Annotated in this window: 12 protein-coding genes; 4 read left to right on the plus strand and 8 right to left on the minus strand. The window is 68.6% G+C overall.

Annotated elements, in window-relative coordinates:
- Window positions 1-11: 11 nt before the first annotated feature.
- The 3 genes from DEJ50_RS10820 to DEJ50_RS10835 all read right to left on the minus strand — a co-directional run bounded on the left by DEJ50_RS10820 (window position 12) and on the right by DEJ50_RS10835 (window position 3,261).
- Window positions 12-1,274: a nuclease-related domain-containing protein gene (locus DEJ50_RS10820; RefSeq protein ID WP_317852583.1), complete on the minus strand. Its 1,263-nt coding sequence runs from the start codon at window positions 1,272-1,274 to the stop codon at window positions 12-14.
- A gap of 508 nt (window positions 1,275-1,782) precedes the next feature.
- On the minus strand, window positions 1,783-2,388 hold the full coding sequence (locus DEJ50_RS10830; RefSeq protein WP_150207357.1) for a hypothetical protein: 606 nt from the start codon (window positions 2,386-2,388) through the stop codon (window positions 1,783-1,785).
- A 174-nt stretch (window positions 2,389-2,562) separates the two neighbouring features.
- A complete protein-coding gene (locus DEJ50_RS10835; protein ID WP_223837695.1) occupies window positions 2,563-3,261 on the minus strand; it encodes an AraC family transcriptional regulator in 699 nt (232 codons plus the stop codon).
- A gap of 210 nt (window positions 3,262-3,471) precedes the next feature.
- Here DEJ50_RS10835 and DEJ50_RS10840 point away from each other — a divergent pair, with 210 nt between their 5' ends.
- The 3 genes from DEJ50_RS10840 (at window position 3,472) to DEJ50_RS10850 (ending at window position 6,447) form a co-directional block, all read left to right on the plus strand.
- Window positions 3,472-3,888, plus strand: a complete 417-nt coding sequence (locus DEJ50_RS10840; RefSeq protein WP_150207358.1) for a nuclear transport factor 2 family protein — start codon at window positions 3,472-3,474, stop codon at window positions 3,886-3,888.
- A gap of 134 nt (window positions 3,889-4,022) precedes the next feature.
- The gene (locus tag DEJ50_RS10845; RefSeq protein WP_150207360.1) at window positions 4,023-4,883 is read left to right on the plus strand and encodes a haloalkane dehalogenase; all 861 of its coding nucleotides are present in this window, start codon (window positions 4,023-4,025) and stop codon (window positions 4,881-4,883) included.
- Window positions 4,884-4,980: 97 nt separating this feature from the next.
- The gene (locus DEJ50_RS10850; RefSeq protein WP_223837696.1) at window positions 4,981-6,447 is read left to right on the plus strand and encodes an AAA family ATPase; all 1,467 of its coding nucleotides are present in this window, start codon (window positions 4,981-4,983) and stop codon (window positions 6,445-6,447) included.
- A 121-nt stretch (window positions 6,448-6,568) separates the two neighbouring features.
- Here DEJ50_RS10850 and DEJ50_RS10855 read toward each other — a convergent pair whose 3' ends face one another.
- Window positions 6,569-6,961 carry a hypothetical protein gene (locus DEJ50_RS10855; RefSeq protein ID WP_150207361.1) on the minus strand — a complete coding sequence of 131 codons (393 nt, stop codon included), beginning with the start codon at window positions 6,959-6,961 and terminating at the stop codon, window positions 6,569-6,571.
- A gap of 132 nt (window positions 6,962-7,093) precedes the next feature.
- Between DEJ50_RS10855 and DEJ50_RS10860 the strand changes: the two genes are divergently transcribed.
- A complete protein-coding gene (locus DEJ50_RS10860) occupies window positions 7,094-7,978 on the plus strand; it encodes a NotI family restriction endonuclease (RefSeq protein WP_190344406.1) in 885 nt (294 codons plus the stop codon).
- Here DEJ50_RS10860 and DEJ50_RS10865 read toward each other — a convergent pair.
- From DEJ50_RS10865 to DEJ50_RS10880, 4 genes are read right to left on the minus strand one after another with little or no spacing between them, the layout of a single operon-like run.
- Window positions 7,975-8,952, minus strand: coding sequence for a DNA-methyltransferase (locus tag DEJ50_RS10865; protein ID WP_223837697.1), 978 nt, complete (start codon window positions 8,950-8,952; stop codon window positions 7,975-7,977). The genes DEJ50_RS10860 and DEJ50_RS10865 overlap by 4 nt on opposite strands.
- A 54-nt stretch (window positions 8,953-9,006) precedes the next feature.
- The gene (locus DEJ50_RS10870; RefSeq protein ID WP_150207365.1) at window positions 9,007-10,443 is read right to left on the minus strand and encodes an extracellular solute-binding protein; all 1,437 of its coding nucleotides are present in this window, start codon (window positions 10,441-10,443) and stop codon (window positions 9,007-9,009) included.
- On the minus strand, window positions 10,440-13,334 hold the full coding sequence (locus DEJ50_RS10875; protein ID WP_150207367.1) for a vWA domain-containing protein: 2,895 nt from the start codon (window positions 13,332-13,334) through the stop codon (window positions 10,440-10,442). Before DEJ50_RS10875 ends, DEJ50_RS10870 begins: the two co-directional genes overlap by 4 nt.
- A gap of 4 nt (window positions 13,335-13,338) precedes the next feature.
- Complete coding sequence (locus tag DEJ50_RS10880; protein WP_223837698.1) at window positions 13,339-13,659, minus strand: hypothetical protein; 321 nt, start codon at window positions 13,657-13,659, stop codon at window positions 13,339-13,341.
- Between the last annotated feature and the right edge of the window lie 12 nt (window positions 13,660-13,671).

Raw genomic sequence — 13,671 nt, forward strand, 5'->3', positions numbered from 1 at the left:
CGGCCAGGGCGTCACGCGTCCAGCCACACACTCCGGTCCCGGGCCACGGAGTAGACGTGTTCGACCTGGGCCACGGTGAGCACGCCGGACAGGGGGCCCAGGGCCGAGACCGCGCGCTCCTGGAGGGCCCTGACCTTCGACAGCGTGGGCACCACGTTCAGCTCGGCCACGTCGACGAAGACGAGGATGCCCTCGACCGGGACGGGGAAGCCGCAATGCTTCTCCAGCACCTTCCGGGCCCGTTCTGCCTCCGCCCGGCTCTTGGCGGGGTAGGGGTGCGGCTTGCCCCCGTTGACCTTCACCGCATTGTCCCCGACCCACACCCGCTTCTGCGGATGCCGCTTCGTGTTGATCGTGAAGACCCCGCCGTGCCCGATCAGCAGGTGATCGATGTCCACCTGCCGCGGAAGGGGTATCGAGTGCAACACCCGCCAGCCCTGCCGCTGAAGCCGTTCAAGCTCCCGCCCCACCCGCTGCTCGCCGACCAGGCCCGTACGCCAGGAATCCTCAGCGGCCTTGCGCCGCAGCAGCCAAGCGACGAAGCGCCCCCAGGGACCGAGCTCCGACGGACCGACCTTCCCCAGGAGTTGTTCACCCGGCCGGTTCGTAGCGAGATCGTTCTCAGGCGCCAGCGCCCGTAGCGGTGGGATGGCGGGCGAGGAGCTGCCTGACCGCGGCCCCGGCACGGGTGAGGTGGCCTGTGGAACTGCTTGACCGAGTGCCCGCGTGATCGCCTCCGCGTACTCGGCTTGCAGGACCTTGACCTCTCCGGTCCTCCGGTCCATCCACCCGACCGCGGTCCCCTCCGGGAGGCTCACGTACAGGCGGTCATGCCCGTAGCGCTTCCACGCGGTCACTTTTAACTCGTCCACCAGGCCCCCAGCCGCCGTCGCGGTGTCAGCGCCATGGGACCAGCGGACGACCGGGGCCACAAGGGCGCCCTGCGGTAAGAGTTTCCCTACTTCATCAAGGGCGCTTCCGCCGCAAAGGCGGCGTCGCGCGCCAATGGGCTGAGGACATGATGAGGATGAACTCGGTCTGATCTGTCGGCTCCCCGTCACAGATGGATGCCGCCGGCGGGGGCTCTCCGATTCCGGGATGACCGGGGCCCGTCCTGCGTCTGCCAGCCGGTTCATGGCGGGGGTGGGAGCTGCCATCCCGTGATCGTCACTCCCGCATGTTTGCCTCACGGTCCCCCGCGCCCCGGCCTTCATCTGCTGGCGGCGCATCCGCCCTATAGGCCTTCTTCGCACGGTGCCATGCCGCAAACACATCCGGAAGCTGGTCAAGTAATCCCCGGACAACAAACAACAGGATGGTCACTACGCCCGAAGCAGCCAATAGAGAGAGGATGATTTGAGAATCCACCCGTTCGACACCTTCTGATCAGCAGTCGAACTCGGGTGAATCCACTCAGCTCGACCGCAACTTAAAACGGTCAGAACTGAGATCCACGCCGACAGTAAAGCTCAGGGCCGTGCGAGAGAGAGTTGTCAGGTGGCGTGCCGAACGGGCGCCACAGGCGGACGGCGGAGGCAGGAGTCCGGGGCGTCGTTCACGGATCATCCAGTTCCACTGCGACATGTCGGCTCGCATTGGAAAGGCCTGCTACTCGTACGTTATCAGCAGCAGTCACCCACAGAGCGCATCAGCGAATCGCGCTGACACCCGCATTGGCTTTGTGATAGAGACCCTCCCGGCAATCTCGCCGCACAACTGGTGGCGACTCAGCCGTAGGTGAGGGCGGCCGGGCGCCAGTTGTGGCTGAACTGATCTCGGTAACTAAGCCGCTCGTCTGGTGTCCCTCGGGAGGAGGGGCTCGTGGTGGTGCCAGATGAGGTAGCGGTCTTCTCGGCGGAGCTCTGCTGAGCCCCACTCAACGCGCATGACGCCCTGCTCCATCGAGCAGGCATACGCCACGATGATCAGCCGTAGCTCCGGCGGGAGAAGGGCCAGATCCGGGTGTACATGCTGCTCGTCCAGGTCTTCCAAGCCAAGGTCGAAAGCCTGCTGCATCGGCTCCGGCCCGTGGCGTCGTATGAGGTCTGCCCTGAAGCCAGCGGCCTTTCGCAGCCGTGCCGCGGTTACGGGCACGTCCTTCTTCGCGTACCGGATCGGGTAGATGACATTGCTGCCGACGATCATCACCGTTCGGCCCTGAAGGCGTCGGGCTACTGCCTCGCCGAATGAACTCAGCCTGGCAGCCAGGGCTTCATACTGAGCGGCGTGCAGGCCGTGACCGTACGCCTCCAAGGTCTGGGTATGGACGCCTTCATGTCCGTGCCGGGCTCGGTTGTGAGCCTCCACGAGACTGGCCGGGATCGCCTCTGCCAGTTGTCCGGCCCAGACACCGAACGTTTCCTCCGCCCAAGGTGTCGCTGAGCTCACCAGTGTCGCCCTCCCCCTGCGTTGTCAGAACGCCGAGCCACATCCTGACCACGGTGCGAGCAACGGTCGGGATCTGCAAGAGGGCACGGGTGCACAGACCGCGCACGAGGAGCTGGACGCTCCCTGGCAGGACGTCCCCCTTCACCCCTGCGGCGCGGACGACGCCACGTCCGCCTACGCGATGTCGTCCACCGCAAGCCCTGGCTCGCGGGCCGCGGTTGCCGGAGTCACCCCGGTGAACTCCAGGACGTCACGATGCAGGTGGGACTGGTCGGCGTAGCCGCTCTCCGCCGCGATCCCGGCCGCGCCTTCGCCCGCCGCCAGGCGGTGGACGGCGTGGTCGAAGCGGACCAGCTTCGCAGCGCGCTTGGGTGGGAGGCCGACCTGCGCCCGGAACCTGGACCACAGGCGTTTTCGGCTCCAGTCGACCTCGGCCGCCAGTCCCTCGACCCGGACCCGGCCGCGGCTGCCGACGATCCGGTCCCAGCACCAGGCCACCTGGGGATCCACGGACGGCCCCGTCTCTCCCCGACGGGCGAGCAGGGCGTCCGTCAGGGCGAAACGGTCCTGCCATGATCGGGCTTCGATGAGTTCCTCCCGGATCCGTGGCGCGCTCCGGCCCCACAGGTCCTCGAGACTGACGACCACGTGCTCCAGATCCGCCGGGGAGGTGCCCAGCACCGCATACGCGACCAGCGGGGACAGGCGCACCTCCACACACTCGACGTTCTCTCCACGCACGTGAAGAGCGCCGTGCAGGAGTCCGGCGGCAAGGCTTGTCAGCTGCTGCCGGCCCGTGGCGGTATCCACGATCAGCGGACCGTCACCGAGCTCCAGAACGAGCGTGACGGCCGGGTGCGGGATCACCCGCATGTCGACCGGTCCCGCGTTGCGGTCGCGGAATCCGGCCAGGCTGACGCCGCATGGCCGACTGGGCCGTGACGGCCTCACAACGTCCCACCTGGCCACCGCCTCACGCTCGTGCACGGGGGATCGCGTAGATCGCACGACCGCATTTTAAGCGGGGATCGAAGGGAACATTCGTCCAATACATCGGCACGCATGGAGGGCGACGGTGGGTTCATGAGCCCAAACATCATCCAGAACGCTTTCCAGGCGCTCGCCGGCAACGACCCGGACCGGATCTCCGCGGTCCTCACCGAGGACGCCGAATGGCTGTCGCCCCCTGGGAACGCCACTGCCGTCGCACTTGGGGGGATCAACCACATGGTGGGCAGAGAGGCGATCGTGCGCTTCTTCGCCCAGGACTTCCCCCGCTTGTACGCGCGTGACGTCGCGGTCACATTCCGCGGGGTTCACGTCGACGGCGAGCATGTGGCGGTGGAGGCGGCCATGACGGCGACGCTCGCCAACGGCAACCACTACAGCAACGACTACTGCTTCGTCATCGAGCTCCGGGACGGACTGATCCACCGTGTCCGCGAGTACGTGGACACAGCCCGCGGTCTCCGCATGGTCTTCGGTGAAGTTCCACGATAAGTGTCCCGATCCGTCCCTGACGGGATAGGGCTGGACGCGGAGCCGGTCGTTCTGGATGTGAACGGCCGGCTCCGATCGTCGCCGCGTGCGCCGAGACCGGGACACTATGCAACCGGCATCCGAGGGAGGGCCCCATGCTGATCGACTTCGTTCCCGACAGGGATCTTTACCCTTTTGAGTCGCGTTGGTTCGACTCGTCCGCCGGCAGGGTTCACTACATCGACGAAGGGACCGGACCAACGATCCTGTTCTGTCACGGCGCTCCGGCATGGAGTTTCCTCTACCGCCACATCGTGAAGGACCTGCGAGACCGGTATCGGTGTGTCGCCGTCGACTACCTGGGTTTCGGATTGTCCGAACGCCCCGCGGGTTTCGGCTACACCATAGCCGAGCACACCACGGTCCTCGGCGAGCTGATCGATCACCTGCGGCTCGACGGCTTCGTTCTGATGGGACACGATTGGGGCGGACCCATCGGGCTGGGCGCGGTCACCGCGCGCGCGGACCGGGTGAGGGGGATCGTGCTGGGCAACACCGTGTTCTGGCCGATCGAAGCGGTGGCGAAGCGGGCTTTCAGCGTGATCATGGGTAGCCGTCCGATGCAGCGGAGGATTCTCGAACAGAACTTCCTCGTTGAGCGCGTCCTTCTCGCCGAACTGGGGCGCAAGCTCACCGGCGCCGAGGCGGACCACTACCGCGCGGTGCAGCCCACCGCGGAGGCCCGACGCGGACTTGCCGTGACGCCCTGGGAAATTCGCGCCGCGCGCCCGCTGCTGGACCAGCTGGCCCGAGACGTGCCCGCCCAGCTCGGCGACAAGCCGACCCTGTTGGTGTGGGGAATGCAGGACATGGTGTTCCGTCCGAACACCTCAATCCCTCGGATGCGGGCCTCCTTCACCGATCTGGACATAGTCGAGCTGCCGCACGCGCGGCATTTCATTCAGGAACACGCGCCGGACGCGATCACGGCCGCGATCGCGAAGCGATTCCCGTAAGTTGCCACCCGTTCACGCGGTCGGGTGATCCTCACCTCCAGACAGCCAGGATGAATAACCCGAGTTATAATAGTTAGACTTACTCAAAGGAGGGCTCGTGGACAAGCCCGGCGAGATGTTCGACCGCACCTTCGAGTGGGCCGAGCTGACCAGGTTCGCAACCCTGCCGGGGCCGCAGGCCATGCTCGGGGTGGTGTCGGGGCGTCGGCGCCAGGGCAAGACGTTCCTGCTCGACGCGGTCACACGCGCCGGCGGGGGCTTCATGTTTACCGCGACCGAGACGACCGAGGCCGACGCGCTGCGCCAGTTCGGCGAGGCCCTGGCCCGCTACCGCGGCCAGGCCACGCCGTTCCGCTTCGCGCACTGGGACGAGGCCGTCACCGAACTCCTGCGGCTCGCCGACCGCGGCCCGACCACCGCGGTGATCGACGAGTTCCCCTTCCTGGCCAAGGCGTCACCCGCCCTGCCCTCGGTCATCCAGCGGGCTCTCGACCCGGCCGCCCAGCACACCAACACTCCTGTACGGCTCCTGCTCTGCGGATCCGCCCTGTCGTTCATGGGCAAGCTGCTGGCCGGCAACGCCCCGCTGCGCGGCCGCGCCGGGCTCGAACTCGTCGTCCCCACCCTGGACTACCGGCTCGCCGCCGAGTTCTGGGAGATCTCCGATCCGCGCACCGCCCTGATGACCAACGCCATTGTGGGCGGCACCCCCGCCTACCGCCGGGAATTCACCCAAGGGGACACACCCCAGGGACCGGACGACTTCGACGGCTGGGTCGCCCGCGCCGTCCTCAACCCGGCCCGCCCTCTCTTCCGCGAAGCCCGCTATCTCCTGGCAGAGGAACCCGACCTCCACGACATCGCGCTCTACCACTCCGTACTCGCGGCGATCGCCGCCGGCAATGCCTCCCGCGGCGGCATCGCCGACTACCTCGGGCGCAAATCCACCGACCTGGCGCACCCGCTCAGCGTCCTCCAGGACGTCGGCATGATCACGCACGAGATCGACGCGTTCCGCCGCAACCGCTCCGCCTACCGCATCGCCGAACCTCTCGTGACCTTCTACCACGCGGTCATGCGCCCCGCCTGGGGCGACCTGGAGCGGCCAGGGCGCGCCGCCGCCGTATGGACACGCGCTCAGTCCACCTTCCGCAGCAAGGTCATCGGACCCCACTTCGAACAGGTATGCCGGCAATGGTCCCGCTGGTACGCGGCCCCTGAGACCCACGGCGGCCAGGCCTCCCGAGTCGCGGGCGGCACCGTCAACGACCCCACGGCCAGAACCACCCACGAGGTCGACGCCGCCGTCTACGGGGACACGGGCGACGGCCGCGAAACCCTGCTCGCCATCGGCGAAGCCAAATGGAACGACGTCATGGGGGCCGGACACCTGGAACGCCTCCGGCACATCCGCGGGCTCCTCGCCAAAGGCGGCACCGCGACCGACAGCACCCGGCTGCAGTGCTTCAGCGGCGCGGGCTTCACCGACGACCTGCACCGCCTTGCCGACAAGGATCCGACCGTCCAGCTCATCGGTATCGACCGCCTCTACCACGGCACTTAGCCCGCGCGGGCCACCGCGTCCATCCACTGCCGCGATGTCCCCTCGCACAGCGCGTACGCACCATGGCCGGGGCAGCCGGCCGACCTGCGGCGCTGGTTGGTCGCCGTTTGAGGGGGCTGGTTCAGTGGGAGCGGATCGCGTGGGTGATCTCGGGGCCGGTGCGGGTCACGACGGTGGGCCAGGCGTTCCTGAGGGAGGTGGGGAGTAGTTCGCGGTCTTCGGTTCGCTGGATCATGGTCGGGCCGCCCGGGGCGATGAGTACGGCGTCCAGTCGTTGGAGCAGGACGGCCAGGAGGTCCATGATGCCGTCGCCTCCGAAGCGGTTGAAGGTGATGCCGGTCGGGCCGGTGAAGTACACGTCCGCCGTCTCCCCTTCCGCCGTACTCACCTGCAGGAAGTGCCCGTCGGGGTCCCGAGCCACCACATGGGGGGCGAGGATCTCGTGCGCGGCGCTCAGGTCCAGCGGCGCCGGCTCGCCGTTCTCGAACCGGGACACGAAGAGGTCGAAGCTCATGGAGTCCTTTCCGGCGTCGGGTTGGAGCGGGATGAACGGAGACTATGATCATCGGCAGCGCATTGAAGTGGCTACACGGGGGTGGAGAGCATGGCGCATGCGGGGTCCGTTAGGGGGCGGGTTTTTCCGATTGTGGAGGTTTTCGGGTATCCGCATGATTGCGCGACGCCCGAGGCCGTCGGCTCCCGGCAAAGCGAGCACTGCCCCTTCTCCGCGGCGCCGTGTGAGAAGCAGCGGCAGTATGGCTTCGGCTACTGCTCCGTTACTTATTCCGCGGCATGGGACGCCCAGGGGCAGACCTATGCGGTCTGCGACCACCGGCTCGATGGCCGGCCCACCGAGTGGGCCGTGCGTGACTACTTCGGCGACAGGCACGCAATCCTCGTGCCGGAGGTCGCTGTCACCCAGAAGCCGCGCCTCAATCTGGATTACGTCGCCTACGCGAGCGACCCCCGGGCACCCGGCGGCGTGCAGGCCATTGCCATCGAGACCCAGGCCATCGACTTGCGTGGCGGTGGAGTTCGTCCGGCTTGGGATGCATGGGCCGCCGGTGAACCCGAGTTGTGGCGCTCCTATTACTCGCGGGACGCCGTTGCCAAGGGCCGGAAGGATACCGTCGACTACGGGATCAATACCGGAAACGTCTACAAGCGGCTGGGAACCCAGGTTGCCGTGAAGGGGGAGTATCTGAAGCAGATCGAAGTCCCCCTGTACGTCGTCATGCAGCAAAAGATTCTGGAGCAGCTGCGGTCGAGGATCGACTTCGCACCCGTCCGGGAATCCGAAGCGTGGGACATCACGTTCATCGGGTTCGACTACGACGGCACCACGCATGCAGACGGCCAGCTCGCCATGCCGCCCGTTGAGACCGTGCGGACGACCCTGGAGAACTACACGCGGGCCATGACGTCGGGTGCGGGGTCTGTCGCACTGCGTGATGAGTTCCTCGCCAAGGTCAGGCGGAAGGCGGCTTCGCAGGTGCGGCAGAGGACGTCTTCCGAAGACCTTCTGTTTTAGAAGAGGGCGTCGCCCTGCTGCGGAATCGCCACCTCGACCGCGTCCGCCGGCATGGCACGGACGTTCTTGCGGGCCGCTTCCGAGAAGTGCGGAGTGATGTCGAACCCGAGGGCTCGCCTGCCGTGCCGGACGGCAACGGACAGGGATCGGCCCGTGCCGCAGAACGGATCGAGCACCATCCCGCCGGGGGGACACGAGCTCAGGATGCGGGGCTCGATGAGTTTGACCGGGAACGTCGCCGAGTGTCCGTCCGAGCCGGAGGCGGCGTTGACCGTCACGACATCCCTGGCGCCGTCCTCGACGGCCGACATGTCGTAGTAGTACTTCGCACGCCCTTCCTTCGGACGCTTGACGAAGTGAAAAAAGTGCTCGTGGGCCAAGCGGAGCCGATCCTTCTCAGGGCGCGGAGGAACGTTCCGCTTCTCCCAGATGACATCGTTCCGGAGAATCCATCGCCGCTCTTGCATGGCGATCGCGAAACGGGCGGGAATGAGCAGCAGTTGCTTCTCCTGACGAAACCCTCCCATGGGCGTCTTTCGACGCATCCGAGGGTTGTCTCCCAGCCCCTGACGGCCGTCCAAACGAATACTGGACCAGCGTGCGAAATACGTATCGCCCATGTTGACCCAGAGGCTGCCGCCGGGCTTGAGTGCCGCAGAACCCCTTTGGAAAAATTCGGTCAGATAGGCTACGTACCACTCGGGCAGCGGCTCCATCCCAAGGCAGCCCCCGTGCGTGCGGTACCAGTCGTACGGGGGTGCTTCTTCCTTCGTGCCGCCTTCGTCCAGCCATTCCTGGAGGATGTCCTCGTTGTGATCGAGGCCATAAGTCCGGAGTCCCCAGTAAGGGGGGGATGTGATGATCAGGTCAACGGACTCGGGGGGGAGTTTTGCCAGCAGGTCGTAAGCATCCCCTTCATGAACTTCCGCCATTCGATCTTGGCGGTGAATTACCATCTCGCGGGGATCGGCCACGTGCAAAATCTCCCTGATCGCAGGCCGTTACGACCTCTTGAAGGCGCAATTCTATCAAGGTCGACGGAGGGAACGGCTGAGGGATTTGTGGAGGGAGGTGGCCAGGGTGGTGTTTGAGGGGGGTGTGGGGGTGAAGAGTGCGGAGAGTTCTGCGGTGAAGGTCTGGGTGAAGGTGCCGTAGAGCGGGGTGCGGGGGCGGTGGGTGGCGGTCTTGAGGGCGGGGAGGAGGGTGGTGCGGGCGTAGGCGGGGCGGCCGGCGGGGTCGCGGGGCATACGGTCCGTGGTTTCGGCCGAGGGGGTGGTGGGGGTCGAGGGCTGTTTCAGGGGGCAGGTCACGGAGTCGAGTTCGTAGGCGGACTGCCGGGTGGCCGCGAACCCCGCGTCGAGCAGGCAGCGTTCACTGCGCTGGCCGGTGAGGAACTCGATCAGATCCCGGGCGGCGTTGGCGCGCTTGGAGGTTTTGGTGACGGCCAGGTTCTGGCCGCCCAGTACCGCCTTGCCGGGCAGGGGGGCCACGCCGAGGTGCTCGGCGGGCAGGGACTGGTGCAGGGTGCGGTACGCGTACGGCCAGTGGCGCAGGAAGGCGGTGCGGCCGGCGGCGAAGTCGGTGAGGGAGTCGCCTTCGTCGGACTGGGTGGCCTCCCCGAGGGTGTACGAGGTGTGGGTGCGGGTGCGCAGTTCGGTGAGCCCGGCCTCCAGCTGTGCCACCGTACCGACGTAGCGGCCGGTGTTGTCGGTCAGGGCGAAGTCGTCGGTGGCCGAGGCGAACGCCTCGATGCCGTTGACGGTGAAGCCCTCGTACGAGGGGTCCAGCTGGGTGGTCCAGCCCTTCCGGTACGCGGCCGGCAGCTTCGTGCGGGCGTCGTTGAGGGTGGTGATGAGCCCCTGGACCGCGGGCCACGTGCCGACATCGGTGGTGGTCACGCCCGCCGCCTGGAGGTAGTCGCGCCGGTAGTAGAGGAGGCCTACGTCGCTGTTGAACGGGACGGCGTACAGCTTGTCGTCCCAGCGGGCCGTTGCCGCCACCGCGGGGATGACGTCCTCGTCGAGGAGGCCCTTCTCCGGCAGGTCCCGGACCAGACCCGCTTCCGCGAACTCCGGCACCCAGGTCACGTCGAGATTGACCACGTCGTACTCGGCGCTGCCGGACTGGAGCGCCCCCAGCAGCTGGCTGCGCTGCCGGTCGGCCGTGCCGGGCAGTTCGACCAGCCGGGCGTGGTAGCCGGACTTCTTGCCCTGCTGCTGCCGGTTCCACTCCTCTATCAGCTGCTGGCGGATGCCGCCCTTGCCGGTGACGTCACGGCCGCTGGCCATGACGATCTCGCCCGGGGGGTCGGGGGTGGACGGGGCGCCGGTCGGCTGCCCGTTGCCCTCCGGGCCGCCCGTGCAGGCACCGAGGACCGTGGTCAGGAGGGCGAGGAGGGCCAGGAGGAGGGAGGCGGTGGTGGTTCGTCCGGGGGGTCGGCGCCGGCTGGTGTGGGTGCGGTTCATCCGCCGGTCCCCGTTCCGGTTCGGGCGACCTCGTCCCGCAGTCCCGCGACAAGGTCCGTCTTGGTGTCCAGGCACCGCCCGCCGCTGGCCGCGGAAATGAGCAGTCCGGGTTTGTTCGGGTCGCAGCCGCTGTTGAGAGAGACCATGACCACCGGGACTCCCTTGCTCCGGCTGAGTGCGAGCAGGTCGTTCAGGCGCGCCTGCGGGGCCAGTCGGTTGTTGTCCTCGTCGTCCGTGATGTAGACGATCAGGTGCGGGCGCTCCTTCTCGGCACGGCGCTGCGCCAAGTCCTCGAGGGCTGCCGTGAGAGCGTCGTACGGGTTCGCCTCCAGGTCCTTGACCTTGGCCGCGGCGAGGGCCTGCTCGGCCTCCGCCCGCCCGTGCGCGCCGAACGGCAGCAGTTCGCTGTACGGGCGGTCGGCGCCGCGCTCCGCCGCCACCGCCCAGATGCCGTACTGATCCTGGTCGCCGAGCCCGCCGAGGGACTGCCTGATGATGCCGGGGGCGCCGCCCGGCCCTTCCCACAGCCCGCCCATCGAGCCGGAACTGTCGAGCAGGAACAGCACCCTGCCCGGGCCGCCGGCGTCCCGGTAGTCCTTCAGGGCCTCGGCCATGGCCTCCGCGGGGACGGCGGGGGTGAAGCCGCCCGGGTTGGCGAGGGCGCCGAATTCGCTGAAGGCGAGTTGGGGGTCGAGGGGGGCGTGGTTCTGGCCGGGACTGCGGAAGCCGTCCTGTGCGAAGGCGGCGAGGCCGCCGCCGTTGCCGGGGGTGAACCACTGGGCGAGCCGCTCGACGGCGTCGGCCCGGTCCTCCTCGTCCCGGTGTGCCTCCCGCCACCGGATGCGTACGAAGGTCGGCTGGAGGCCGGGTACGTCGTTGGGGTACACGGCCATCCGGCCGATCCGGGTCGTGTGATGGCAGCCCACACCGGTGCGCAGCAGGAACTCGGGCACCAGGGCGGCGGTGCGGCTGTCCACCGCGGGGTCGGCGGGCAGTTCGCAGAGCAGGCGCGCGCCGGTGGACGAGGGGGGCCCGGGCTGCCGTACGCGCTGCTCGGCCTCGGCCACTCCCCCCGCGGCCGAGGCGTGCAGTCCTACGGTGGCCAGCAGGCCGGAATCGGTGTGCTCCGGGTCGCTGCGCCGCAGCGCGGCTGCCGCATCGCGTGCTGTGAGGTCCGCCAGCAGAGCCGCGAGGCGCCCGGTCCGTTCGGGGGCCCGCTCCGATGCCAGGTCCTGCGGCAACGCGAGGACGAGGGGCGAGTAGGCGAAGGGCTCGGGCTCGGCTTGCAGCTCCACGTAGGTCCGCCGGCTCGGGTCGGGCTGGGCGAGGACGGCGGCGGCTTTCGTCGCGGGGATCCAGATGTCGGGCTGGGGACCGATGTCCCGCTGCGGGTTGACGTCGTCGCTCGCGGTGGGGCGCTGCCAGGAGTCGGACCGGTCCCGGAAGGCGGCACCGGCCTCGGCGGCGCCCGCGCTGTACACGGTGATGCCGTTGCGTCGGCAGTCGCCGCCCGCCGCCTTGTTCGCGTCCGATACGAGGTACGCCTCGGCTGCCTTGCGTACGGTGGACTCGATCTCGGGGTCGGTGAGCAGGCGGAGTTCGAGCGAGGGCTTGCAGGGGGGCGGGTCGTCGCCGATGAGGGCGAAGCCGGAGGCGATCAGGCCCGCGAGGGCCGCGAGCGCGCCGGCGGTGAGGGTGAGGGTCTTTCCCGGCCGGCCCGTCCTCCCGGTGCTGCCGGTCCCTCCTGCCGCTGCCGCCCCTCCGGTCTTCCGGCCCGGTCGGCCGGGCCTTCTTCCTGGGTGCCGGCCCGGTCGTCGTCCGGCCCGGCGCCGGATCCGCAGGAGCCAGGCCGCGGCGCCGGTGCCGGTGCCGGTCCCGGCGCCGAACCCGGTGTCGGTCCCGGCGACGGCGACGGCCTCGGCCTCGGTGTCGGTCCCGGCGCCGGACCCGGTGCCGGACCCGGTGTCGGTCCCGGCGACGGCGACGGCCTCGGTGTCGGTCCCGGTGCCGGTGCCGGTGTCGGTCCCGGTGCCGGTCCCGGTGCCGGTCCGGGTGTCGGTCCCGGTGTCCTTCTGTGGACTCCCGCTCGCGTCCCCGGGCCCGTCGCCCGCCGGCGCCGTGGCGCCGGCCGCCAGCAGGACGTCCGCGCCCGAGGCCGCCGGGCGGCTCTGCGGTTCCCATGGTTCCGGTGGCTCGCGGAGGGTCGTGTGGTGGGCGCGCATATGGGTCCGCAGGCGTTCCGCCAGGTCGTTGAAGCCCAGTCCGCCGTCCGGTCCCTCCGCGCCCTCGGTCAGGAAGCGCACCAGATGCCCGGTGAAGGGGGTGGGCATGTCGCCGGGGCCCGCGTCGATCCGGTTGTTGGCCTGCACGCTCATCAGCAGCGAGGTCCGCTGCCGCCGACGGGTGTCGAGGGCGTCCCAGGCCGCTGCGGCATTGCCCGCGTAACAGCAGTCGAGGACGACGACCACCTGTTCCGCTGCGGTGCCGGCCAGCACGGTGAGAATGGCGTTCCAGGGCGCGGCACCGCGGAACACCGACTCGGTGCCCGGCACGATCGTCGCGTCGCGCATCAGGAGCCACAGGGCGTCACCGGTGCTGGGGACGGCCCCGTGCCCGGCGAAGTAGAGGAAGAGCAGGCCCTTTGCCTTGTTGACGGCGTCGTCCAGCCCTCGGTCGAACCTGTTTACGGTATCGGGCCGGATGACCGTGATCTCGTCTTCGCGGAACACCCCGCCAGCACGCAGCGCCTGCTCCATAGCGGTGAGGTTGTGCTCGACCGCCTTGAGGTCGCCGGGCACTCCGACCGGGCTGTCGGGCTGCTTGTAGTCGTATTCGGGAACTCCGACGAGCAGCGCCCGGTTCACCTTCCCGCGCGGGTCGAAGCGCGCCACCGGACTACCTTTCGCCGTCGTCCGGCGTGATCTCCACCGTCGGCGGTTCGCCGCGCTCGACGGCGCGCCGGTTCTGCTGCCAGGCCCGCACCCCGCTCTTCACCTGCTCGTACACCTCGTCGAAGAGCTTGGCGGCGACCACTCCGACCAGCACCAGTACGATCTCCAGCCCGGCTCCCATGGCATGGCCGGACTCCCCTGTTCCCGCGCGTTCCTCGATCGCCAGCTTGCCGCGGTTTCTGAGTTCTTCGAGCTTCTGTTCCCGCTCCAGCCAGGCCTTCAGCGCGCCGATGTCGCTCTCGCTCGCACCGTGCGTCAGACGCACCCGGACAGTCCT

The organism is Streptomyces venezuelae (genome assembly GCF_008642295.1).
Lineage (GTDB): Bacteria > Actinomycetota > Actinomycetes > Streptomycetales > Streptomycetaceae > Streptomyces > Streptomyces venezuelae_C.